Here is a 23,629-nt window from a genome sequence, read left to right as displayed (position 1 = left end):
CTTAAAGATGTTAGATTTAGAGAGTATCGTTGCCGAAGAAACCGCAGAGAATGATCTGGAAGAGGTGGTGATGGGCCTCATCATCAACTCCGGGCAGGCACGCAGCCTGGCGTATGCGGCGCTTAAGCAGGCTAAGCAGGGCGACTTCGTTGCCGCGAAAACCATGATGGAGCAGTCCCGTACAGCGTTAAACGAAGCGCATCTGGTGCAGACGAAGCTCATCGAAAGCGACCAGGGCGAAGGGAAGATGAAAGTGAGTCTGGTGCTGGTACATGCGCAGGATCATCTGATGACCTCCATGCTGGCACGCGAGCTGGTCGCGGAGCTCATCGAGCTTCACGAGAAGATGCAATAAGTCAGTTGAAGTAGCAGGAGGTCAGCACGATGGAAATCAAAACCGCACATGAGCAACAGCTGTTTAATGGCAAAAATTTTCACGTGGTGATTTACAACAAAACGGAGAGCGCCAGCGGTCTGCACCAGCATGACTACTACGAGTTCACGATTGTTCTGACCGGCCGCTACTATCAGGAGATCAACGGTAAGCGCGTCCTGCTTGAGCGTGGCGATTTCGTCTTCCTGCCAATGGGATCTTATCACCAGAGCTTTTATGAGTTTGGTGCGACGCGCATTCTGAACGTAGGGGTGAGCAGGCGTTTCTTCGAGAAGCACTATCTGCCGCTGGTGCCGTTCTGCTTTGTGGCGTCACAGGTGTATCGCGTTAAAAATGAGTTTATGACCTGGATTGAAACGGTTATCGCATCGCTGAATTTCCGCGACAATGAATTTGATGAATTTATTGAAACCGTGACGTTCTACGTCATGAATCGCCTCCGCCATCACCGTGAAGAACAGCAGGTGGTGGATGATATTCCTCAGTGGCTGCGCAGTACCGTGGAGCTGATGCACGATAAAGGACAGTTCAGCGATAACGCCCTGGAGAATATGGTGGCGCTGTCGGGTAAATCGCAGGAATATTTGACGCGCGCCACGCAGCGTTATTACCGTAAAACGCCTGTACAAATCATTAATGAAATCCGCATTAACTTTGCCAAAAAACAGCTGGAAATTACTAACTACTCTGTCACCGATATCGCTTACGAATCGGGTTACAGCAGCCCCAGCCTGTTTATTAAAACCTTTAAAAAATTGACTTCATTCACACCGAACAGTTACCGCAAAAATTTAACGGTAATTAATTAACTTTCGGCGGTTTATCCGCCAGGAACAGTGACGTAATGGCTTGCCCAAATAGCGGGAAGAGTACGCTATACCTTGCAGGCGATTAACCTGATACGCTAAGGGAGATATTATGCAACAGAAATTAAAAGTCGTAACCATTGGTGGCGGCAGCAGCTATACCCCGGAATTACTTGAAGGTTTCCTGAAACGGTATCATGAATTACCGGTCAGCGAATTATGGCTGGTGGATGTTGAAGAAGGTCAGGAGAAGCTGAATATTATTTTTGAACTGTGCAAACGCATGGTTGAAAAAGCGGGCGTGCCCTTAACCATGCATAAAACGCTGGATCGCCGCCTGGCACTGAAAGATGCTGACTTCGTGACCACGCAGCTGCGCGTCGGCCAGCTGAAGGCGCGTGAGCTGGACGAGCGCATTCCGCTGAGCCACGGTTATCTGGGCCAGGAAACCAACGGGGCAGGTGGCCTGTTTAAAGGCCTGCGTACTATTCCGGTCATTTTTGACATCATTAAAGACGTGGAGGAGATCTGCCCGAACGCCTGGGTGATCAACTTTACCAACCCGGCCGGGATGGTCACCGAGGCAGTCTATCGCCACACCGGTTTCAAACGCTTTATCGGCGTCTGCAATATTCCGATTGGCATGAAGATGTTCATCCGCGATGTACTGGAACTGACCGATAACGATGATCTCTCCATTGATCTGTTCGGCCTGAATCACATGGTCTTTATCAAAGATGTGATAGTGAACGGGCAATCGCGCTTTGCGGAACTGCTCGACGGCGTCGCCTCTGGTCGCCTGACCGCGGCCTCGGTGAAAAACATTTTCGATCTGCCGTTCAGCGAAGGGCTGATCCGCTCCCTGAATCTGCTGCCGTGCTCGTATCTGCTCTACTACTTCAAGCAGAAAGAGATGCTGGCCATTGAAATGGGCGAATACTACAAAGGTGGCGCACGCGCTCAGGTTGTACAGAAAGTAGAGAAGCAGCTTTTTGATTTGTATAAAGATCCGAACCTGAACGTCAAACCGAAAGAGCTGGAGCAGCGCGGCGGGGCATACTATTCGGATGCCGCGTGTGAAGTGATTAACGCCATTTACAATGACAAGCAGGCCGAGCACTATGTAAATGTTCCCCATCACGGGCACATCGATAATATCCCGGCAGACTGGGCCGTTGAGATGACCTGCATCCTTGGGCGCGAGGGTGCAAAACCGCATCCCCGCATTAACCACTTCGACGATAAGGTGATGGGCCTGATTCACACCATCAAAGGCTTTGAAGTGGCGGCGAGCAATGCGGCCCTGAGCGGCGAGCTGAATGACGTGCTGCTGGCGCTGAACCTCAGCCCGCTGGTGCATTCTGACCGTGACGCTGAAAAACTCGCGGGTGAGATGATCCTGGCGCATGAAAAATGGCTGCCAAACTTTGCTGCAACGGTTGAGAAACTGAAACTCACACACCGTTAAGAGGAGGCGCGATGGAAAACCTGCTGATCGTCAATGCCGATGATTTTGGTCTGTCAAAAGGGCAGAACTACGGCATTATTGAAGCCTGTCGCCGGGGCGTCGTGACCTCTACAACAGCGCTCATCAACGGTGAGGCAGTGGAACATGCGGCGCAGTTAAGCCGTGAGCTGCCCGAGCTGGGCGTGGGCATGCACTTTGTGCTGACGCTTGGGTTGCCCCTTTCGCCAATGCCGGGCCTGACGCGCGACGGCCAGCTGGGGAAATGGATTTGGGAAATGGCGGAGCAGGACGCTCTGCCGCTCGATGAGATTGCCCGCGAGCTGGATTGCCAGTTTAACCGCTTTGTGGATGTGTTTGGCCGCGAGCCTACCCATATTGACAGCCATCATCATGTGCATATGATCCCGGCGATTTTCCCGCTTGTGGCAGAGTTTGCGCAACGTAGAGGCGTGGCGATGCGCATGGATCGTGAGGTGCGCGGGCTGCCGGACGTCGCGGTGACGTCAACGGAGGCGTTCAGCAGCGCATTTTATGGCGACGAGATCGACGAAGCGCTGTTCCTGAAGGTGCTGGATGAGTCCGCCGCGAAAGGGGAGCGCTCGCTTGAGGTAATGGCGCACCCGGCGTTTGTCGATAACATCGTACGTAAGAGCGCCTACTGCTGGCCGCGTCTGGCGGAACTGGATGTGCTGACGTCGGCGTCGTTGAAGTACGCGATTGCCGAGCGTGGGTATCGTCTGGGGACGTTCATGGATCTTTGAGATAAAGCCCGGTGGCGGCTTCGCCTTACCGGGCCTACAAAAGCAATCGAAATGTAGGCCGGGTAAGCGCAGCGCCACCCGGCTTTTTTTTACGCCGGTATCTGGTCGGTCTTGCTGCTGCGCGACCACACACGGTGCGCGGCAAGCAGGTCAAACAACCGGGTCATAAACGCATCGTCAATGTTATCACCTTCGACAATGCCTTCTTCCCCTTGATCCGGTACCTTCAGCAGAGATTTAAACTTCCGCGCATCGCCTGCCAGGGCGATTGGCTTCAGGTGCTTATAGGCTTCCAGCAGATAATAGGCGGCATCACCGTTACCGAGCAGGCTCTCAACGTCGCCGCACGGCATAATCACCGCGTCAACCGTCAGCGACGGTGCCCCGGCGAAGGTCGCGGCAATTGGCAGGACAGAGCCATCGTCGGCTGTCACTTCACCCATGCGGGAGTAAAGCAGTTTGGCATGTACGCCCTGGGTTTTGAGCGCCTTCATGATCCCCAGCACGTCGCTGGCGCGCGGTTTATCATTCAGCAGGATAGCCACTACGCGGCCTTTAATTGACCCGCCAGGTACCGCGTACAGGCTCAGGGACGGATCCTTCTTCAGCCCGTTCACGTCTTTTGGCGGTGCGGCATGGCATTGCTCGTCAGTCAGCGTGATGCCGAGATTATTCGCCACGCCCTGAGCAAGCTGGATATCAATATGCGCCAGATGGTCGACCACGCGCTCGCGAATGTAGGTACGCACCACTTTGCTCAGCTCAAAGCTGAAACCGCCGATAATGTGCTGCTGTTCAATCGGGGTCTGGCTGTTCCAGAACAGGCGAGGCTGAGCGTAATATTCGCCGAATGACGGGCTGCGCTCGCGAATTTTTGTTCCGTCCACGCGCTCCTGATACGACTCAAATCCGCCACGTTTTGGCCCCGGCGGGGTTTCACGCGGCCAGTTATCGTTAATGGAGTTTGGCTCGTAGTTCGCCGGGTTGGTATCGATATCCTGGCGATGCATCCCGTCACGCTGGAAGTTATGGTACGGGCAGGTCGGACGGTTGATAGGAATTTCGTGGAAGTTCGGTCCACCGAGACGGCTGATCTGCGTATCGGTGTAAGAGAACAGCCGGCCCTGTAGCAGCGGATCGTTGGTGAAATCCAGCCCCGGCACAATATGGCCCGGGTGGAACGCAGCCTGCTCATTCTCCGCGAAGAAGTTATCCGGGTTGCGGTTAAGCACCATTTTGCCCACTAGCTGAACCGGCACCAGCTCCTCAGGAATAAGCTTGGTCGGGTCGAGCAGGTCGAAGTCGAATTTGAACTCGTCCTCTTCCGGGATCAGCTGTAACCCCAGCTCGTATTCCGGGAAATCACCGGCTTCAATGGATTCCCACAGTTCGCGACGGTGGAAGTCCGGATCGCGCCCGGTCAGCTTCTGTGCTTCATCCCACACCAGGGATGCTTTCCCCGCGACCGGTTTCCAGTGGAAACGCACAAACGTCGCTTTACCTTCAGCGTTAATCAGACGGAAGGTATGAATACCAAACCCTTCCATGGTGCGATAGCTGCGTGGGATCCCCCGGTCAGACATCGCCCACATCACGTTGTGAAGGGTTTCCGGTTGCAGGGAGACGTAGTCCCAGAAGGTGTCATGCGCACTTTGTCCCTGCGGTATGGCCCAGTGTGGCTCTGGTTTTACCGCATGGACAAAGTCAGGGAACTTATGCGCATCCTGAATGAAGAAAACCGGGGTGTTATTCCCGACGAGGTCGAAAATGCCCTCTTCGGTATAGAATTTGGTGGCGAAGCCGCGGATATCACGCACCGTATCGGCCGAACCCGCGCCGCCCTGTACGGTAGAGAAGCGCACAAATACCGGTGTGATTTTGTTCGGATCGGATAGGAAATCCGCCTTCGTGATCGCCTTCAGGCTCTTGTACGGCTGGAAATAGCCGTGCGCCGCGGAGCCGCGAGCGTGAACGATACGCTCAGGAATACGCTCATGGTCGAAATGGGTGATTTTTTCCCGCAGGATGAAATCTTCCAGCAGCGTCGGGCCGCGCGTTCCGGCGCGCAGGGAGTTCTGGTCATCGGCGATACGCACGCCCTGATTGGTGGTCAGCGCATAGCCTTCACCCCCTTTGCGGTGCGGGTCGAGAGATTTTAACTTCTCGTTATCCGCATCGGGCGACTTCACGCTTCCCGGTGCAGTAGGTTGCTCGCCCGGCGCGGACAGGCCCGGCGACGGTTTATGAGAGCCATCCGCAGGGGCGAGTGAGTCCATTCCCGGTTGAGATTCTTCGGTGCCATGAATAGGGGCTTGATGTGGTTTATCATTGTTCGACATTGCACGATTCTCCTTTGTTCGTTCCTGAAAACCCTATTAAGGATAGAACAATGTGATGAATTAGCAGGCGAACTAAGCGTTTTCAGATAAGTGATTAGCGAAAGGAGCCATCTGCCTCACGTCAGGCGCGACGGGTGGGGGGAGAATCGGCTATGATAGAAATTTCCTGCTTTAAGAATTTGCTTTAGTGAACCCGTCGCTTATGAAACCTCTTCGTCAACAAAACCGCCAGGTTATTAGCTATGTGCCCCGCGTTGAACCCGCGCCGCCTGACCATGCCCTGAAAGTGGATGGTTTTCGCGATGTCTGGATGTTACGGGGTAAATACGTTGCCTTCGTGCTGATTGGCGAGCACTTCCGTCGCTCCCCTGCGTTTACGGTGCCGGAATCGGCGCAGCGATGGGCTGTGCAGACCCGCCAGGATGAAGAGGTTGAAGAATAACAGCCATAAAAAAACCGCCCGCAGGCGGTTTTTTTATTTCAGCCGTGATTAACGATGGGCCAGTTCCGCATCTTCTTCACTGTCGAGAATCGTTTTGTCGGTCTGCTTCAGCCACTGGCTGGTCAGGGTACCGGCGGTCATTGAGCCACTCACGTTCAGGGCGGTACGCCCCATATCGATCAGCGGTTCAACAGAGATCAGCAGGGCAACCAGCGTCACCGGCAGTCCCAGCGCAGGCAGAACGATCAGCGCAGCGAAGGTCGCGCCGCCGCCCACGCCCGCAACACCGGCGGAGCTAATGGTCACGATACCCACCAGCGTCGCAATCCAGACCGGATCCAGCGGGTTAATCCCCACGGTTGGGGCAACCATCACGGCCAGCATCGCCGGGTAGAGACCCGCACAGCCGTTCTGCCCGATGGTGGCGCCAAAGGAGGCCGAGAAGCTGGCGATAGACTCCGGTACGCCCAGACGACGGGTCTGTGCTTCCACGTTCAGCGGGATGGATGCCGCGCTGGAACGGCTGGTGAAGGCGAAGGTCAGCACCGGCCAGACTTTGCGGAAATATTTCAGCGGGCTAACGCCGTTCACGCCCAGCAGGATACCGTGCACCACAAACATAATGCCCAGCCCCAGATAAGAGGCGATCACAAAGCTGCCAAGCTTGATGATGTCTTGCAGGTTAGAGCCTGCCACGACTTTGGTCATCAGCGCCAGGACACCGTACGGCGTCAGCTGCATGACCAGACGCACCAGCTTCATCACCCAGCTTTGCAAGGTATCGATGGCCGTCAGAACGCGCTCGCCTTTCGGCGCATCGTCCTTCAGCAGCTTGAGCGCAGCCACGCCCAGGAATGCCGCGAAGATCACCACGCTGATAATGGAGGTTGGGCTTGCACCGGTCAGGTCAGCGAACGGGTTCTTCGGAATGAAGGAGAGCACCATCTGCGGAACGGTCAGATCGGCCACTTTACCCACGTAGTTGGTCTCAATCGCCGTCAGACGCGCGGTTTCAGCGCTACCCTGCACCAGACCTTCAGCAGTCAGGCCAAACAGATTGGTTACCAGCACACCCACCAGCGCCGCAATCAGCGTGGTGAAGAGCAGGGTACCAATGGTCAGGAAACTGATTTTACCCAGTTGAGAGGCATTATGCAGGCGGGCTACGGCGCTCAGAATAGAGGCGAATACCAGCGGCATAACGATCATTTGCAGCAGCTGTACATAGCCGTTACCGACAATGTTGAACCACTGAATAGAATCTTTCAGTACCGGGCTATCGGAGCCGTAAATGGCGTGTAAGGCCAGGCCAAACACCACGCCCATGACCAGACCGACCAGTACCTTTTTCGCCAGACTCCACTGTTTGTGGCGAGCCTGGGCGAGAAGCAATAGCAATACGACGAACACAACAATGTTCGCGATGAGTGGAAAATTCATCCCCGTTCTCCTGATTTATTATACGGTCGGTTTTTACCGAACCTGTTGGCGCAAGGTTATCAGAAGTGTGATGTCGCGCTTATATCCATATGGAATGGTTTATGACAAAAGTGATTATATTGTCGGTTTAATGTTCAATCTGGTGATTAATAAAACGATTGAACTGAAATTGTAGCGAGTTGATCATTTGCGATGACCAGCGCACTGCACCATTTTCGGGCAATGTCTGCGGCATCCACACGGCATACGCAAACAGCGCCATACACAGAACGCGCTCCAGCTGGTTGCCTTTTTGCGGCACGAGGATTGGCAGACGGAAACGCCAGCGGCAGGGCCAGAGCAGCGGTACACCCGCTGGCGTCAGCATATCGGCGAGGATATGGCTTAAGTAGCCGAGCACCATGCCCTGAATGGCATCCGCCGGGACGATCCAGCTCTCCGGAACCTTCAAATAGAAGAGTGTAAGCAGGCCGAATACGGCCAGCAGGCTGTGGGTAAACCCGCGATGACCAAAGGCTCTGGCGATGGGTTTTGAAATCCACTTCAGCCGCTGGCCAAGGAATGACTTTGGATGATCTATGTCCGGCAGGAGGCAGGTCAGCACGGCGGAAGGGACAATATGCCACCAGTCCCCCTGTGCCAGCACAGGGGTCAGTTCAGCGTTTTTGGCAAACACTGCACAGGCAAGTGAAAAAAGCAGGTGGCCTTCCGCCGTCATGATAAAACCCGGTAAACTGTCGATTCATACAGTATAGGGTTTTTATACAGTGTGTGAAAGAGGTGACGGTGTAACTCTTTGTCACAAACGCACGGTTAGCGCGCCAGCCAGCCACCGTCTACGGCGAGGGTATGACCGTTAACGTAATCAGAGGCCGATGAGGCCAGGAACACCACCGGACCCTGTAAATCCTCCGGCAGACCCCAGCGACCCGCCGGAATACGGTCGAGGATCGCCTGGCTGCGCTGCTCATCATCGCGAAGCTGCCGGGTGTTATTGGTCGCCATGTAACCCGGCGCAATAGCATTCACATTAATGCCCAGCGTTGCCCATTCGTTCGCCAGCAGGCGGGTGAGGCCCAGCACGCCGCTTTTGGACGCCGTATAGGAGGGCACCCGGATGCCGCCCTGGAAGGAGAGCATGGAGGCAATGTTAATAATCTTGCCGCCCTGACCCTGCGCGATAAACTGTTTCGCCACTGCCTGAGAGAGGAAAAAGACCGATTTCAGATTGAGATCGATGACCTCGTCCCAGTCCTTCTCGCTAAATTCCAGCGCATCGGCACGGCGGATGGTGCCGGCATTGTTAACCAGAATATCGATGCGGCCCATCTCAGCGACTGCGGTATCCACCACGCTCTGAATACTCTCCTGCTTGCCAAGATCGGCGCGAATCGCGATAAAGCGTCGTTCCAGCGCCGTAACGCGCGCTGCCGTTTCGTCAGGAACCTTGCGGTTAACCCCCACGATATCGCATCCTGCCTGGGCGAGGGCAATGGCCATACCTTGCCCCAGACCGGTATCGCACCCGGTCACCATCGCCACTTTTCCTGCCAGAGTAAAAGCATCCAGTATCATACGCGCCTCAGAAGTCAGGTTATTGTCATTCTGCACGTAAGAATAGGAGTCTGGAATGAGAAAAGCAAATAAAGTAAAACGTTGTTTTGATTTGGCGATGCAGGCAGCCGAAGCTGCCTGAAAGAGCGTTACTCCCCGCGCAGATGGCGGGCAGTCAATTCTTCAAGAGACGTCAGCCTGACGTCCGCGAGGGCAAAACGGGGATCGTGTCGGCCTTCTTCAGCCGGCACAACGATGGAGCGCATACGTGCGGCTTTGGACGCCACCATGCCGTTAACCGAATCTTCCAGCGCCACACAGGTAAGTGGATCCAGCCCCAGTTTCGCGGCGCAGTCCATATACACCTGCGGATGTGGCTTGCTGTAAGGAAGCTTTTCGGCCGAGGCCAGCGCGTCGAAGCTGTCGCGCAGCCCGAACATCGTCAGCACTTTTTCCAGCATATGCAGCGGTGAGGCGGAGGCCAGCCCCACTTTCAGCCCTTGCGCCTTGCACAGGGCGATAGCGTCGCGTACGCCCGGTAACAGCGGCTTATACTCTTCTACGAGGGAGATAGCGCGGTTGATAATGCGCGCCGTTACTTCGTCGCGATCCGGGCCAACCCATGGCTGGTGGGCATACCAGAGGTCAACCACCATATCGATGCGCAGCCCCAGGGTATCGGGAAGCTCGTTACGACGACTGATATCGACGCCGAGGCTGGCCATCACGTCCAGTTCAGCCCGATCCCACAGGGGTTCGGAATCAATCAGCAATCCATCCATGTCAAAAATAGCGGCAAGTATCTGGCGCGGGGTCGACATTACAACATCTCCTTATCTTGGGGGTAAGACAAACGGTGCTAAGCACAAGCAATTTAGCATATTGCATTCAAAGAGCGGGCGAAAATGACCGACAGCAGGTAGACTTAGGCACAAATAACGCGTCTTTATGAAGAGGAACTAATGACGTATCAACAAGCTGGACGCATCGCGGTCTTAAAACGTATTGCTGGTTGGGTTATTTTCATTCCCGCCCTGATTTCAACGCTGATCTCCGTACTCAAATTTATGTACGATCACAGCGAAAAACAGCCGGGCATCAATGCCGTCATGCTTGATTTTGCGCACGTCATGATTGAGATGATGCGGTTTAACACCCCGTTCCTGAACGTCTTCTGGTTCAACTCGCCCACGCCGGATTTTCACCACCAGCTGAATGTCGGTTTCTGGATAATCTATGCGTTGATATTTATCGCGATGGCGTTGCAGGCTTCCGGCGCGCGCATGAGTCGCCAGACCCGCTTTTTGCGCGAAGGGGTGGAAGACCAGCTGATCCTTGAGAAGGCGAAAGGCCCTGACGGGATGAGCCGCGAGCAGATCGAATCGCGCATTGTCGTTCCGCGGCATACCATTTTTGTGCAGTTTTTCCCGCTCTACATCCTGCCGGTCATTATCATTGTGGCCGGGTATTTCTTCTTTACGCTGCTTGGCTTCCTGTAAATCCTAAGGGAAGGGGCGTGAAGCCGCCCCCTCTCGCTATGCCGCCAGAATGCGGTCCAGCGCCCGCTGGGCATTCACCAGATGACTCCCGCCAAACAAAATAGCCCGGTTTATCAAGGTGTACAGCTGATAAACCGGCTGACGGTCAAGGAAACCCGCAGGTAACGGCGAAACAGACTGATAGCCATCATAAATTTGCGGCGGTTGTTCAGGGTGCAACGGCAGCATTGCGAGGTCACATTCTCTGTCGCCCCAGTAGCAGGCCGGGTCAAATATATAGGGACCATCAGGCCCAAGTGCACAGTTGTTTGACCATAAATCTCCGTGCAGAAGGGAAGCCTGAGGCTGATGCGAAGCCAGACGCTGCTGAATGTGTTCAACAATCGCGTCGATGTTGCCGAACGCTAATCCCTTTTCAGCGGCCAGCTCCAGCTGCCAGCCGATGCGCTGCTCGGCGAAAAAGGTCGACCAACGGCGCTGCCATGCGTTTGGCTGTGGGGTAGTGGAGAGGTCGTTATCAAAATCGAGCCCGAACTGAGGTTGATCGCTCCACTGGTGCAAACGGGCGATCTGTTGCCCGAGAATAAAGGCGTTGTGCGCATCCAGAGGGCGCGCGGGAAGATAGTTCATCACCAGAAAGCTATAGTCACGATCGCTGCCGACGGCTAATACCTGCGGAACGGTGACTGTTTTACTGCGCGATAACAGCTCAAGCTGATCGGCTTCGGCAGTAAAAATGGGGAGCAATTCACGCTCATCACACTTAACGAAAAGATCGCGCCCGGCGTAACGTAAATGCCATGCGGCATGGATCTCTCCGCCTGGCAGTTCGTTACGCAGTTCAATTTCACCTTCACCCAGCTGCTCACTTAAAAGATGACTGATAGCCTGCCACATGATGTCTCTCCCATGTTGTCTGCCAGATCATAAAGTTAGCGCAAAACGGCTATAAAAAAACAGGAACTAACGCACAACTGAGCGGTTTAATTTTGTACAGGGCACTTATTGTTCTTTTTTATGCCAGTTTTCCCAGCTATCCACATCAATTTCCGTGGCTTTGTCAGTCACGCTTTCCACCAGACTACTGGCCAGCGCCTTCACCTCTTCCTGACTCAGCGGGCTTATCAGGCCAAATGCCAGTGAGCCGAGATCGTGAATATTGCCCTCATCGTCCGTCAGTGTGAGCAGAAAATTGGCGCGCGTGAACGCGTTGTTGAGTTCATTCAGTTCGGTCAGCGACGCCTCATGAATATTCACGGTTACGACGTAGCGGGTGATATCACCACTGCTCATAATTCACCTCGTTGTTATCCTGAAAGTTTTCTTAGCATAGTCGATATGCCCTGTTTAGCGACTTCCCCCTCCATGGGAAGGGGAAGCAGGTTCAGCTTCTCGCCAGGTAATCGACAATTTTCTGGGTATCCGCAAGCGAACACAGACGCGTTCCCTGGTTTATGGTGGCTGCACTCCCTGCCGCGACGCCATAGCGTGCCATCTCCAGAAGCGAAGCGCCCTGCGCCAGCTTCAGCACCATCGCGCCAACCATACTGTCACCGGCGCCCACGGTGCTCTGGCTTTTCATCGGCGGTGGCACAACCTGCACAAAGCCCGTCTTGTCGACGGCCAGCGCACCCTGAGGACCGAGAGAAACCACAACGCGATGCGCTTTGCCCGTACGTACCAGCTCTTCTGCGGCAGTACGCACGTCGTCAGGCTGGCTGAGTTCTCGATTAACCAGGGCGCTGAGCTCTTTCTGGTTAGGTTTAACGAGTTCAAGTTGTCCGGGTTCTAACGCCGCCTTCAGGGCTTCGCCCGAGCTATCGACAATGCAGCGGATGCCGCGCTGGAGCGCCGCCTGAACCAGCGCCGTCAGTTTTTCTGTTTTGACGCCCGGCGGCAGGCTACCGCTGATCACCAGTAATGAGCCGCTTTCAATGGTCAGCACTTTCTCTTCCAGTTGACGAAACTCATCATCGCTCAATTTCGCCCCCGGCATCACAAAACGATATTGCTCGCCGCTGGATTCAACATGGACATGCAGGTTCTGCCGGGTCCAGTCTTTAGCATCGACGGTGTCTACGGCCACCTGTTCATCTGCCAGCAACGCAACCAGATGTTCTCCCGTGGCGCCGCCAGCGGGGAAGATGGCGGTGGCTTTTCCGCCGAGATGGGTAATAGCGCGCGCCACGTTGATGCCGCCGCCGCCCGGCTCAAACACCGGCGCGCTACAGCGCAGCTTACCTTCCGGGTAGATTTGCGGCGTCATGGTCGCGGAGTCGAGGGAAGGGGAAAGTGTCAGCGTATAAATCGAAGCCATCATGACCTCCTTTTATCATGGGTTCTTTTAAGCCTGGCACCGTTTGGCAGGAAGGCAACGTAAATAACAGTATGATTTTAAATATGAATGCTGACAAATAACCTGCGCCGGGCATATAAAATAAAACACGTTTTGGGATCGTTCTTATTCAAAAAATGAAAGAAGAAAATATTGCTATGTTATTTGCGGCTTTTTATAATTTGTTACCTTTCTATGGTCGCCTTGTCATTGATCCGCAAGAAAGTTTCCGAGACCGTGACGGTCTCTTTTTATGTTGTACGGACTCCTTAAATAAAATGAAGCTTTTGAAGACAGTACCCGCAGCACTGATGCTGGCGGGTGGCGTATTTGCGTCACTGAATGCAACCGCCGATGATACCGTTTTTACTGTCATGGACGATCCCTCCACTGCCAAAAAACCCTTTGAAGGTAACGTGAATGCCGGGTATCTGGCGCAATCCGGTAATACGAAAAGCTCCTCCCTGACCGCAGACAGCACCCTGACCTGGTACGGCAACACCACGGCCTGGTCGCTGTGGGGAAATGCCAGCAACACCTCTGCTAACGATCAACGCTCATCGGAGAAATACGCGGTAGGCGGACGTAGCCGATACAACATGACCGATTATGACTACCTGTTCGGGCAGGCGAGTTGGCTGACTGACCGCTACAACGGCTATCGCCAGCGTGATGTCGTAACTGCGGGTTATGGTCGTCAGTTCCTCAATGGGCCGGTGCACAGCCTGCGTTTTGAATTCGGTCCGGGTGTCCGTTACGACGAGTACACCAACGGCGAAGATGAAACCCAGCCGCTGGGTTATGCATCGGGCACCTATGCATGGCAGATGACGGACAACGCAAAATTCACCCAGGGTGTGTCGGTGTTTGGTGCTGAAGATACAACGCTGAACTCAGAAAGTGCGTTGAATGTGGCCATCAACGAACACTTTGGACTCAAGGTGGCGTACAACGTAACCTGGAACTCATCCCCACCTGATTCTGCGCCGGAACATACCGATCGCCGAACCACGATTTCTTTAGGTTATAAAATGTAATATCGTCGGGCCGGGATTATTCTCGGCCCGTTTTTTATTTTCTGAAACTGTGCTTATTTATATTAAACGGCGTTTTAAAATAATGGGTCTGGTTTCATCTTCATAATTTCTCCATAATTAGCCGACCAGGGCTTATTCAGTTTATTTGACACGAATTGATAAATAATTTGACTAGGCAAGAATGTGATCCAGATCTACACTTACGACACAGGCGAAAAACTCGCCTCAGGCATATCGCATTAAATAAGTATGAGAATAAAATTATGAAAAAAATCAAAACCGCTACAGCAGCGATGGTGCTTTCCGCACTTTCATTTGGCGTATTTGCTGCTGATAATATGACGCAACCTGCCAGTGACGTTAACAGCCCAATCGGGATCGCTAAAGCCTCGGATGTAGAAGCAGGCTCCAACATTGCCCCTGGCTCTCAGTCTACCGGCCAGTCAATGAATGATGCATTTGATGTAGACAAGCTGGTGGCGGGTGAGTGGTCCTGATATTTCAACTGCCACGTGTGACGGAATATATACGCTGTCACAGCCTGTCGAAAACCGGATTATGACGTACCGGTTTTGGACCATAAATTATCGTAAAGATAGTTAAGATTTATTCAGTAAATTCACGGCACGTTTTCGCTGACAAAATATTAGCCCCAGATCATTGCGGCCCAGCGCAGCAGCAACATCGCGCCGCAAATAGCAATTAACACCACGACCATTTTCCAGTGCTTCACGGCAAATCTTTTTGTTGGCATAACCTAATCCTTGTCAGTTGATACCCTTAGTCTACCAAAATCTGCGCCAGAAAGCGCTCAACCCTGGACAACAGGTTATGCCGGAACACCGGTTCGGCTTAAAACCAATGGAATCTGTCAGCCAGAATCAATACCAGGAAAGCAGCGGAAAGTAGATTCAATATCACAACGGTTCTGCTGGATACATTCATGTGATACCCCTTCGATGTTTAAGGACCAAGTCAAGAATAGCTCAGCACTTTCGGATTGCGAGCCTCCGTCAGCAAAAGTTCATGAACGCAGACAAAAGGATGAACGGTTCAAACGGTCGCAGAAGGTGCATTCGCCCTTTCAATAGTGTTACCATTACCCTGCTTGCCGTAAATTCGCATTTATCTGAATCGGCAGGTGCATGATGACGAACCAATTTGACGATTGTTGGTCAGATGGTTTCGTAATCTACTGTTTAATCACGATTATTTTCTTTGTATATGCTCTTATGTGTGGGGCATCACTGCAAATAAGGATATAAAATGCCTGTAATTACTCTTCCTGATGGCAGCCAACGCCATTTCGACCATGCTGTTAGCCCAATGGATGTTGCCCTGGATATCGGCCCTGGACTTGCAAAAGCAACCATCGCAGGTCGCGTAAACGGTGAGCTGGTAGACGCGTCCGATCTGATTGAAAGCGATGCAACGCTTGCGATCATCACCGCGAAAGACGAAGAAGGTCTGGAGATCATTCGTCACTCCTGTGCGCACCTGTTAGGCCATGCTATTAAGCAGCTCTGGCCAAACACCAAAATGGCGATCGGCCCGGTTATCGACAACGGTTTCTACTACGACGTTGACCTTGACCACACCCTGACTCAGGAAGATATCGACGCGCTCGAGAAACGAATGCACGAGCTCGCCGAAACCAACTATGACGTCATTAAGAAGAAAGTCAGCTGGCACGAAGCGCGTGAAACCTTCGTGAAGCGCGGCGAGAGCTACAAAGTCTCGATTCTTGATGAAAACATCGCTCATGATGACAAGCCTGGCTTGTACCATCACCAGGAATACGTCGACATGTGCCGTGGACCGCACGTGCCGAACATGCGCTTCTGTCATCACTTCAAACTGATGAAAATCGCAGGCGCTTACTGGCGTGGCGACAGCAACAACAAAATGTTGCAGCGTATTTATGGTACCGCGTGGGCCGATAAGAAGGCCCTGAACGCGTACCTGCAACGCCTGGAAGAGGCGGCTAAGCGTGACCACCGTAAAATCGGTAAGCAGCTTGACCTGTATCATATGCAGGAAGAAGCGCCGGGGATGGTGTTCTGGCATAACGACGGCTGGACTATCTTCCGTGAACTGGAAACGTTCGTGCGCTCCAAGCTGAAAGAGTACCAGTACCAGGAAGTGAAAGGCCCGTTCATGATGGACCGTGTGCTGTGGGAAAAAACCGGCCACTGGGACAACTACAAAGATGCGATGTTCACCACTTCGTCTGAGAACCGTGAATACTGCATCAAGCCAATGAACTGCCCGGGCCACGTTCAGATCTTCAACCAGGGTCTGAAATCCTACCGCGATCTGCCGCTGCGTATGGCGGAGTTCGGTAGCTGCCACCGTAACGAGCCATCAGGTGCGCTGCACGGTCTGATGCGTGTTCGTGGCTTTACTCAGGATGATGCGCATATCTTCTGTACTGAAGATCAGGTCCGTGAAGAAGTTAACGCCTGTATTCGTATGGTCTACGATATGTACAGCACCTTTGGCTTCGAGAAGATCGTGGTCAAACTCTCAACGCGTCCGGAAAAACGTATCGGCAGCGATGAGACATGGGATCGCGCAGAGGCGGATCTTGCCGTAGCGCTGGAAGAGAACGGTATTCCGTTCGAATACCAGCTGGGCGAGGGCGCATTCTACGGTCCGAAAATTGAATTTACCCTGTATGACTGCCTCGATCGCGCATGGCAGTGCGGAACGGTACAGCTGGACTTCTCCCTGCCGCAGCGTTTAAGCGCCTCTTATGTTGGCGAAGACAACGAGCGTCAGGTGCCGGTTATGATTCACCGTGCGATTCTCGGTTCACTGGAGCGCTTCATCGGCATCCTGACCGAAGAGTTCGCGGGCTTCTTCCCAACCTGGCTTGCGCCAGTGCAGGTAGTGGTGATGAACATTACCGATTCTCAGGCGGATTACGTTAAAGAATTGACGCAGAAACTACAAAATGCGGGCATTCGCGTAAAAGCAGACTTGAGAAATGAGAAGATTGGCTTTAAAATCCGCGAGCACACTTTACGTCGTGTCCCGTATATGTTGGTCTGTGGTGATAAAGAGGTGGAAGCAGGCAAAGTTGCCGTTCGCACCCGCCGTGGTAAAGACCTGGGGAGCCTGGACGTAAGTGAAGTGATTGAGAAGCTGCAACAAGAGATTCGCAGCCGCAGTCTTCAACAACTGGAGGAATAAGGTATTAAAGGCGGAAAACGAGTTCAAACGGCACGTCCGAATCGTATCAATGGCGAGATTCGCGCCCAGGAAGTTCGCTTAACAGGTCTGGAAGGCGAGCAGCTGGGGATTGTGAGTCTGAGAGAAGCGATCGAAAAGGCTGAAGAAGCTGGAGTAGATTTAGTTGAAATCAGCCCTAACGCCGAACCGCCAGTTTGTCGTATCATGGACTACGGCAAGTTCCTTTATGAAAAGAGTAAGTCTTCTAAGGAACAGAAGAAGAAGCAAAAAGTTATCCAGGTTAAGGAAATTAAATTCCGTCCTGGTACCGACGATGGCGATTATCAGGTAAAACTCCGCAGCCTGATTCGCTTTCTGGAAGATGGCGATAAGGCCAAGATCACGCTGCGTTTCCGCGGTCGTGAGATGGCCCACCAACAGATTGGTATGGAAGTGCTTAACCGCGTCCGTGACGATCTGAGTGAACTGGCAGTAGTCGAATCCTTCCCTACGAAGATCGAAGGCCGCCAGATGATCATGGTGCTCGCTCCTAAGAAGAAACAGTAAGGCCTTCAAGCAGCAAAATCTGTGGAGCCTTCGGGCCCCATAGGTTTTGTTCGCCTATGTTTCGTTTATTTAACAATGCGAAGTGGAAGTTATTAAAATGCCAAAAATTAAGACCGTACGCGGTGCTGCTAAGCGCTTCAAAAAAACCGGTAAAGGTGGTTTTAAGCACAAGCACGCTAACCTGCGTCACATTCTGACTAAGAAAGCTACCAAGCGTAAACGTCACCTGCGTCCAAAAGCCATGGTTTCTAAAGGCGATCTGGGCCTGGTCATCGCGTGCCTGCCGTACGCATAAGTCGTTAACGTTTAACTTTTTTAACTTAGAATAGATACAGGAGAGCACACATGGCTCGCGTAAAACGTGGTGTAATTGCACGTGCACGTCACAAGAAAATTTTGAAACAAGCTAAAGGCTACTACGGTGCGCGTTCACGCGTATACCGCGTTGCCTTCCAGGCTGTTATCAAAGCAGGTCAGTACGCTTACCGTGACCGTCGTCAGCGTAAGCGTCAGTTCCGTCAACTGTGGATTGCGCGTATCAACGCAGCAGCACGTCAGAACGGTATTTCTTACAGCAAATTCATCAACGGCCTGAAAAAAGCCTCTGTTGAAATCGACCGTAAGATCCTGGCTGACATCGCAGTATTCGACAAAGTAGCGTTCACCGCTCTGGTCGAAAAAGCGAAAGCAGCACTGGCATAAGCCAGTTGAGAGAGGGGGCTTTGCCTCCTCTTTTCATTTAACACCATCAGAAGATTGACATTTATCCGTGCAGGCTTTTCAATAAGGTCTTAACGGTTTTTACCCTACAAGGTAACGCAAGCATGAATGCTGCTATTTTCCGCTTCTTCTTTTACTTTAGCACCTGACTTCAGGAGGCTAGCGCGTGAAAGATGAAACGAAAAACAGCGCCAGATAAGCCTCCCGATGGAGGCTTTTTTTGTGCCTGAAGTTAAGAGAATACGTCCAACAATTCGGTGTCTGCACCGACATAATGAGGAAAACCATGTCACATCTCGCAGAGCTGGTTGCCAGTGCAACGGCCGCCATTAACCAGGCCTCAGATGTTGCCGCGTTAGACAATGTCCGCGTCGAATATCTGGGCAAGAAAGGGCATTTGACCCTTCAGATGACTACCCTGCGTGAACTGCCAGCAGAGGAGCGCCCGGCAGCCGGTGCAGTGATTAACGAAGCCAAAGAGCAGGTACAGCAGGCGCTGAACGCGCGTAAAGCCGAGCTGGAAAGCGCAGTACTGAATGCGCGTCTGGCGGCAGAAACGATTGACGTTTCTCTGCCGGGTCGTCGTATTGAAAATGGCGGTCTGCATCCGGTGACTCGTACTATCGATCGTATTGAAAGTTTCTTCGGTGAGCTCGGCTTTACCGTGGCGACTGGCCCGGAAATTGAAGATGATTACCACAACTTCGATGCCCTGAACATTCCTGGCCATCATCCGGCACGTGCTGACCACGACACTTTCTGGTTTGACGCTACCCGTCTGCTGCGTACTCAGACTTCCGGCGTTCAGATCCGTACCATGAAGGAGCAGGAGCCGCCAATCCGCATCATCGCGCCGGGTCGCGTATACCGTAACGACTACGATCAGACCCACACCCCAATGTTCCACCAGATGGAAGGTCTGATTGTTGATAAAAACATCAGCTTTACGAACCTGAAAGGCACGCTGCACGATTTCCTGAACAACTTCTTTGAGGAAGATTTGCAGGTTCGCTTCCGCCCGTCCTACTTCCCGTTCACCGAACCGTCTGCGGAAGTTGACGTGATGGGTAAAAACGGCAAATGGCTGGAAGTGCTGGGCTGCGGCATGGTGCATCCAAACGTGCTGCGCAACGTGGGTATCGATCCGGAAGTGTATTCCGGCTTTGCGTTCGGTATGGGTATGGAGCGTCTGACAATGCTGCGCTACGGCGTAACCGATTTACGTGCGTTCTTCGAAAACGATCTGCGTTTCCTCAAACAGTTTAAATAAGGGCAGGACAGAACAATGAAATTCAGTGAACTGTGGTTACGCGAATGGGTGAACACCACGCTGGACAGCGACGCGCTTTCCAACCAGATCACCATGGCGGGTCTGGAAGTTGACGGTGTAGAGCCGGTTTCTGGCGCCTTCACCGGCGTGGTCGTGGGCGAAGTGGTTGAATGCGGTCAGCACCCTAACGCTGACAAACTGCGCGTAACAAAAGTCAATGTGGGCGGTGACCGTCTGCTGGATATCGTCTGCGGTGCGCCAAACTGCCGTCAGGGCCTGAAAGTGGCCGTGGCGACCGTCGGTGCGGTGCTGCCGGGCGATTTCAAAATCAAAGCGGCTAAGCTGCGCGGTGAGCCGTCTGAAGGCATGCTGTGCTCCTTCTCCGAACTGGGTATTTCCGACGATCACTCCGGCATTATTGAACTGCCGCAGGATGCGCCAGTTGGTACGGATATCCGCGAATACCTGAAGCTTGATGACAACACCATCGAAATCAGCGTAACGCCAAACCGTGCTGACTGTTTAGGCATCATCGGTGTGGCCCGCGACGTGGCCGTGCTCAACCAGACTGAACTGAACGTGCCGGAGATCGCTCCGGTTGAGGCAACCATCAGTGACGTGCTGCCGATACAGGTAGACGCGCCTGAGGCCTGCCCACGCTACCTCGGTCGTGTGGTGAAAGGTATTAACGTTAAAGCGCCAACCCCGCTGTGGATGAAAGAGAAACTGCGTCGCTGCGGTATCCGTTCTATCGATGCGGTCGTCGACGTCACCAACTATGTTCTGCTGGAGCTGGGCCAGCCAATGCACGCCTTTGATAAAGATCGTATCGAAGGTGGGATCGTCGTGCGCATGGCGAAAGAGGGCGAAACCCTGGTTCTGCTGGACGGCAGCGAAGCGAAACTGAACGCTGACACCCTGGTGATTGCCGATCACAACAAAGCGCTGGCGATGGGCGGGATCTTCGGCGGCGAGCACTCTGGCGTCAACGACGAGACGCAAAACGTCCTGCTGGAATGCGCGTTCTTCAGCCCGCTCTCCATCACCGGCCGCGCACGCCGTCACGGTCTGCACACTGATGCTTCTCACCGCTACGAGCGTGGCGTGGATCCTGCGCTGCAATACAAAGCGATGGAGCGTGCGACTCGCCTGCTGATCGACATCTGCGGCGGCGAAGCGGGTCCGGTTATCGATGTGACCAACGAAGCGACGCTGCCGAAGCGTGCGACCATTACCCTGCGCCGCAGCAAACTGGATCGTCTGATTGGTCACCACGTTGCCGATGCGCAGGTGACCGACATTCTGACGCGTCTGGGCTGCGAAGTTACTGAGGGTCAGGACGAGTGGAAAGCCGTTGCGCCGTCCTGGCGTTTTGACATGGAGATCGAGGAAGATCTGGTGGAAGAAGTGGCCCGCGTTTACGGCTACAACAACATCCCTGACGAGCCGGTGCAGGCGGGTCTGGTGATGGGCAGCCATCGCGAGGCCGATCTGTCTCTGAAGCGTGTGAAAACCATGCTGAACGACAAAGGCTACCAGGAAGTGATCACCTACAGCTTCGTTGATCCTAAGCTGCAACAGCTGATCCACCCGGGTCAGGAAGCGCTGATCCTGCCAAGCCCGATTTCCAGCGAGATGTCAGCGATGCGTCTGTCCCTGTGGACGGGACTGCTGGGTACTATCGTTTATAACCAGAACCGTCAGCAAAACCGCGTGCGTATTTTCGAAAGCGGTTTGCGCTTTGTACCGGATACTCAGGCGAATTTAGGCATCCGTCAGGATCTCATGCTGGCCGGCGCCATCAGCGGTAACCGCTTTGAAGAGCACTGGGACCTGGCAAAAGGGACGGTTGATTTCTACGATATGAAGGGCGATCTGGAAGCGATTCTCGATCTGACCGGTAAATTATCCGAAATTGAATTCCGCGCAGAAGCGATTCCAGCCCTGCATCCGGGTCAGAGTGCGGCGATCTATTTAGACGGCAAACGTGTTGGTTTCATTGGGGTTGTTCACCCGGAACTGGAACGTAAGCTGGATCTGAATGGCCGTACCATCGTATTCGAACTGGAGTGGAACCCGGTTGCAGACCGCGTCATTCCTCAGGCGCAGGACGTCTCCCGCTTCCCGGCAAACCGCCGTGATATCGCGGTTGTGGTCGCTGAAAATGTGCCCGCAGCAGATATTTTGGCCGAATGTAAGAAAGTTGGCGTAAATCAGGTAGTTGGCGTAAACTTATTTGACGTGTACCGCGGCAAGGGCGTAGCAGAAGGTTTCAAGAGCCTCGCTATTAGCCTTATCCTTCAGGATACCAGCCGTACACTCGAAGAAGAGGAGATTGCCGCTACCGTCGCCAAATGTGTAGAGGCATTAAAAGAGCGATTCCAGGCATCATTGAGGGATTGAACCTATGGCGCTTACAAAAGCTGAAATGTCAGAATATCTGTTTGATAAGCTTGGGCTTAGCAAACGGGATGCCAAAGAGCTGGTAGAGCTGTTTTTCGAAGAGATCCGTCGTGCTCTGGAAAATGGTGAGCAGGTTAAACTCTCCGGTTTTGGCAATTTTGATTTGCGAGACAAAAACCAACGTCCGGGCCGTAACCCGAAGACGGGGGAAGATATTCCCATTACAGCCCGCCGCGTGGTGACCTTCAGACCCGGACAGAAGTTAAAAAGCCGTGTCGAAAACGCAACGCCCAAAGCAGAGTAATATGAACTAACTAAAAAGGCCGCTCACGCGGCCTTTTTTCTTTGCGCTATTTGCTAAACCCGCCGTAAAATCAATGATATCTCGACCGGATAACCTATCGTCTATGCTTGATCTTGCCCGCCGCCAGCACCGCTCCGATCTTCGCCGCCTGTGTCTGCTCGGGGTGCTGTTGATTGTCGCCACCACCGTCAGCCTGTGTGCGGGCGATCGGTGGCTGGGGCCGGAAAGCTGGTTTACGCCTGAAGGACAGCTCTTTGTCTGGCAGATCCGCCTGCCGCGGACGTTGGCTGTCCTTTTAGTCGGCGCTGCGCTGGCGCTATGCGGCACGATCATGCAGGCATTATTTGAAAACCCTCTGGCGGAACCCGGGCTTCTCGGGGTCTCGAATGGCGCAGGCGTCGGGCTTATCGCCGCCGTGATGCTGGGGGGAGGCGAGCTCTCCGGCTGGGGGATTAGCCTCAGCGCCATCCTTGGCGCGCTGTTGATAACCCTTATCCTTCTGCGCTTTGCCCGCCGCCACTTATCCACCAGTCGGCTGCTGCTTGCCGGGGTAGCGTTGGGGATCATCTGTAGTGCGCTGATGACCTGGGCCGTCTACTTCTCCACCTCCTTCGATCTGCGCCAGTTAATGTACTGGATGATGGGGGGATTTGGGGGTGTTGACTGGCGTCAGGGGTGGCTGATGGTGCTCCTGATCCCGGTCATCCTGTGGACGGCGTTCCAGGCGCAGCCTCTTAATATTCTCGCGCTGGGCGAAACGTCTGCTCGCCAGCTCGGGATGCCGATTGGATTCTGGCGCAACGTGCTGGTTATCGCCATTGGCTGGATGGTAGGCGTAAGCGTGGCGCTGGCGGGGGCGATTGGCTTTATTGGGCTGGTGATCCCGCATATGCTGCGCCTGTGCGGCATTACGGACCACCGAACCCTGCTCCCGGCCTCGGCGGTTGCCGGGGCGGCAACGCTGCTGATTGCCGATATCATCGCCCGGCTCGCCCTGACGGCCGCTGAGTTGCCCATAGGCGTGGTGACCGCAACGCTGGGCGCGCCGGTCTTTATCTGGCTACTATTAAAAGCTGGACGTTAAAACACAACCAGTAAGTCAACCTGAGGGAATGC

General features: G+C 53.7%; 27 protein-coding genes and 1 other annotated feature. Of the genes, 17 read left to right on the top strand and 10 right to left on the bottom strand.

Annotated features, from left to right (window positions below; genetic code table 11):
* The first annotated feature begins 7 nt into the window (after positions 1-7).
* The 4 genes from chbA (at position 8) to chbG (ending at position 3,429) form a co-directional block, all read left to right on the top strand.
* Positions 8-355 carry a PTS N,N'-diacetylchitobiose transporter subunit IIA gene (chbA, locus tag H2Z33_RS21740; protein ID WP_003857835.1) on the top strand — a complete coding sequence of 116 codons (348 nt, stop codon included), beginning with the start codon at positions 8-10 and terminating at the stop codon, positions 353-355.
* A gap of 29 nt (positions 356-384) precedes the next feature.
* Positions 385-1,203, top strand: a complete 819-nt coding sequence (chbR, locus tag H2Z33_RS21735) for a transcriptional regulator ChbR (protein ID WP_017384663.1) — start codon at positions 385-387, stop codon at positions 1,201-1,203.
* A 109-nt stretch (positions 1,204-1,312) separates the two neighbouring features.
* Positions 1,313-2,668, top strand: a complete 1,356-nt coding sequence (locus H2Z33_RS21730; RefSeq protein ID WP_063135065.1) for a 6-phospho-beta-glucosidase — start codon at positions 1,313-1,315, stop codon at positions 2,666-2,668.
* Between the two features lie 11 nt (positions 2,669-2,679).
* The gene (gene chbG / locus H2Z33_RS21725) at positions 2,680-3,429 is read left to right on the top strand and encodes a chitin disaccharide deacetylase (protein WP_063135066.1); all 750 of its coding nucleotides are present in this window, start codon (positions 2,680-2,682) and stop codon (positions 3,427-3,429) included.
* An 89-nt stretch (positions 3,430-3,518) separates the two neighbouring features.
* Here the strand turns inward: chbG and katE are convergent, their stop codons facing one another.
* Positions 3,519-5,768, bottom strand: coding sequence for a catalase HPII (gene katE / locus H2Z33_RS21720; RefSeq protein ID WP_032653274.1), 2,250 nt, complete (start codon positions 5,766-5,768; stop codon positions 3,519-3,521).
* Positions 5,769-5,955: 187 nt separating this feature from the next.
* Between katE and cedA the strand changes: the two genes are divergently transcribed.
* The gene (gene cedA / locus H2Z33_RS21715) at positions 5,956-6,210 is read left to right on the top strand and encodes a cell division activator CedA (protein ID WP_071524159.1); all 255 of its coding nucleotides are present in this window, start codon (positions 5,956-5,958) and stop codon (positions 6,208-6,210) included.
* Positions 6,211-6,258: 48 nt separating this feature from the next.
* On the opposite strand, the gene tcyP is transcribed toward cedA, so the two are convergent.
* The 4 genes from tcyP to hxpB form a co-directional block, all read right to left on the bottom strand.
* Positions 6,259-7,650 (bottom strand): cystine/sulfocysteine:cation symporter, encoded by a 1,392-nt coding sequence (gene tcyP, locus H2Z33_RS21710; RefSeq protein WP_015570743.1) that lies wholly within the window; start codon positions 7,648-7,650, stop codon positions 6,259-6,261.
* Between the two features lie 127 nt (positions 7,651-7,777).
* Positions 7,778-8,368 (bottom strand): metal-dependent hydrolase, encoded by a 591-nt coding sequence (locus H2Z33_RS21705; protein WP_015570742.1) that lies wholly within the window; start codon positions 8,366-8,368, stop codon positions 7,778-7,780.
* Positions 8,369-8,463: 95 nt separating this feature from the next.
* The gene (gene kduD, locus H2Z33_RS21700; RefSeq protein WP_063135168.1) at positions 8,464-9,225 is read right to left on the bottom strand and encodes a 2-dehydro-3-deoxy-D-gluconate 5-dehydrogenase KduD; all 762 of its coding nucleotides are present in this window, start codon (positions 9,223-9,225) and stop codon (positions 8,464-8,466) included.
* A gap of 128 nt (positions 9,226-9,353) precedes the next feature.
* On the bottom strand, positions 9,354-10,025 hold the full coding sequence (hxpB, locus tag H2Z33_RS21695) for a hexitol phosphatase HxpB (protein ID WP_003857825.1): 672 nt from the start codon (positions 10,023-10,025) through the stop codon (positions 9,354-9,356).
* 141 nt (positions 10,026-10,166) lie between these two features.
* On the opposite strand from hxpB, the gene H2Z33_RS21690 reads away from it, so the two are divergent.
* On the top strand, positions 10,167-10,703 hold the full coding sequence (locus H2Z33_RS21690; protein ID WP_015570741.1) for a YniB family protein: 537 nt from the start codon (positions 10,167-10,169) through the stop codon (positions 10,701-10,703).
* Between the two features lie 36 nt (positions 10,704-10,739).
* Here H2Z33_RS21690 and H2Z33_RS21685 read toward each other — a convergent pair whose 3' ends face one another.
* From H2Z33_RS21685 to pfkB, 3 genes are all read right to left on the bottom strand, one after another.
* A complete protein-coding gene (locus tag H2Z33_RS21685; RefSeq protein WP_015570740.1) occupies positions 10,740-11,600 on the bottom strand; it encodes a fructosamine kinase family protein in 861 nt (286 codons plus the stop codon).
* A gap of 105 nt (positions 11,601-11,705) precedes the next feature.
* Positions 11,706-11,996 carry a type V toxin-antitoxin system endoribonuclease antitoxin GhoS gene (ghoS, locus tag H2Z33_RS21680; protein ID WP_003857822.1) on the bottom strand — a complete coding sequence of 97 codons (291 nt, stop codon included), beginning with the start codon at positions 11,994-11,996 and terminating at the stop codon, positions 11,706-11,708.
* A gap of 91 nt (positions 11,997-12,087) precedes the next feature.
* Positions 12,088-13,020 (bottom strand): 6-phosphofructokinase II, encoded by a 933-nt coding sequence (gene pfkB, locus H2Z33_RS21675; RefSeq protein ID WP_017693589.1) that lies wholly within the window; start codon positions 13,018-13,020, stop codon positions 12,088-12,090.
* Between the two features lie 296 nt (positions 13,021-13,316).
* On the opposite strand from pfkB, the gene H2Z33_RS21670 reads away from it, so the two are divergent.
* Both H2Z33_RS21670 and H2Z33_RS21665 read left to right on the top strand, forming a co-directional pair.
* Positions 13,317-14,075 (top strand): YdiY family protein, encoded by a 759-nt coding sequence (locus H2Z33_RS21670; protein ID WP_026080717.1) that lies wholly within the window; start codon positions 13,317-13,319, stop codon positions 14,073-14,075.
* Between the two features lie 263 nt (positions 14,076-14,338).
* The gene (locus tag H2Z33_RS21665; protein ID WP_045334061.1) at positions 14,339-14,572 is read left to right on the top strand and encodes a hypothetical protein; all 234 of its coding nucleotides are present in this window, start codon (positions 14,339-14,341) and stop codon (positions 14,570-14,572) included.
* Between the two features lie 149 nt (positions 14,573-14,721).
* Here the strand turns inward: H2Z33_RS21665 and yniD are convergent, their stop codons facing one another.
* Complete coding sequence (yniD, locus tag H2Z33_RS21660; RefSeq protein WP_003857815.1) at positions 14,722-14,829, bottom strand: small membrane protein YniD; 108 nt, start codon at positions 14,827-14,829, stop codon at positions 14,722-14,724.
* Positions 14,830-14,927: 98 nt separating this feature from the next.
* Positions 14,928-15,020, bottom strand: a complete 93-nt coding sequence (gene yncL / locus H2Z33_RS21655) for a stress response membrane protein YncL (RefSeq protein ID WP_074133792.1) — start codon at positions 15,018-15,020, stop codon at positions 14,928-14,930.
* Between the two features lie 321 nt (positions 15,021-15,341).
* Between yncL and thrS the strand changes: the two genes are divergently transcribed.
* The 9 genes from thrS (at position 15,342) to btuC (ending at position 23,597) form a co-directional block, all read left to right on the top strand.
* Positions 15,342-17,270 carry a threonine--tRNA ligase gene (gene thrS / locus H2Z33_RS21650; protein WP_003857814.1) on the top strand — a complete coding sequence of 643 codons (1,929 nt, stop codon included), beginning with the start codon at positions 15,342-15,344 and terminating at the stop codon, positions 17,268-17,270.
* Positions 17,271-17,273: 3 nt separating this feature from the next.
* A complete protein-coding gene (gene infC, locus H2Z33_RS21645; protein WP_023616141.1) occupies positions 17,274-17,816 on the top strand; it encodes a translation initiation factor IF-3 in 543 nt (180 codons plus the stop codon).
* Between the two features lie 97 nt (positions 17,817-17,913).
* Positions 17,914-18,111 (top strand): 50S ribosomal protein L35, encoded by a 198-nt coding sequence (gene rpmI / locus H2Z33_RS21640; RefSeq protein ID WP_001124225.1) that lies wholly within the window; start codon positions 17,914-17,916, stop codon positions 18,109-18,111.
* Positions 18,112-18,161: 50 nt separating this feature from the next.
* Entirely contained in the window at positions 18,162-18,518 is a 357-nt protein-coding gene (rplT, locus tag H2Z33_RS21635) for a 50S ribosomal protein L20 (RefSeq protein ID WP_000124850.1), read from the top strand.
* Between the two features lie 117 nt (positions 18,519-18,635).
* Positions 18,636-18,760: a sequence feature (Phe leader region), on the top strand.
* A complete protein-coding gene (gene pheM / locus H2Z33_RS21630) occupies positions 18,641-18,685 on the top strand; it encodes a pheST operon leader peptide PheM (protein ID WP_001386830.1) in 45 nt (14 codons plus the stop codon). (Overlaps the previous feature by 45 nt.)
* Positions 18,761-18,822: 62 nt before the next feature.
* Positions 18,823-19,806, top strand: coding sequence for a phenylalanine--tRNA ligase subunit alpha (pheS, locus tag H2Z33_RS21625; protein WP_003857809.1), 984 nt, complete (start codon positions 18,823-18,825; stop codon positions 19,804-19,806).
* A 15-nt stretch (positions 19,807-19,821) separates the two neighbouring features.
* The gene (gene pheT / locus H2Z33_RS21620) at positions 19,822-22,209 is read left to right on the top strand and encodes a phenylalanine--tRNA ligase subunit beta (protein ID WP_015570734.1); all 2,388 of its coding nucleotides are present in this window, start codon (positions 19,822-19,824) and stop codon (positions 22,207-22,209) included.
* Between the two features lie 4 nt (positions 22,210-22,213).
* Positions 22,214-22,513 (top strand): integration host factor subunit alpha, encoded by a 300-nt coding sequence (ihfA, locus tag H2Z33_RS21615; RefSeq protein WP_003857805.1) that lies wholly within the window; start codon positions 22,214-22,216, stop codon positions 22,511-22,513.
* Positions 22,514-22,616: 103 nt separating this feature from the next.
* On the top strand, positions 22,617-23,597 hold the full coding sequence (gene btuC, locus H2Z33_RS21610) for a vitamin B12 ABC transporter permease BtuC (protein ID WP_023303523.1): 981 nt from the start codon (positions 22,617-22,619) through the stop codon (positions 23,595-23,597).
* Positions 23,598-23,629 lie beyond the last annotated feature (32 nt).

This window comes from Enterobacter sp. YSU, from assembly GCF_016082135.1.
GTDB classification, from domain to species: Bacteria; Pseudomonadota; Gammaproteobacteria; order Enterobacterales; family Enterobacteriaceae; genus Enterobacter; species Enterobacter hormaechei_C.
Note: the sequence above shows the minus strand (reverse complement) of the source record. Positions and strands in the feature narration are given on the sequence as shown.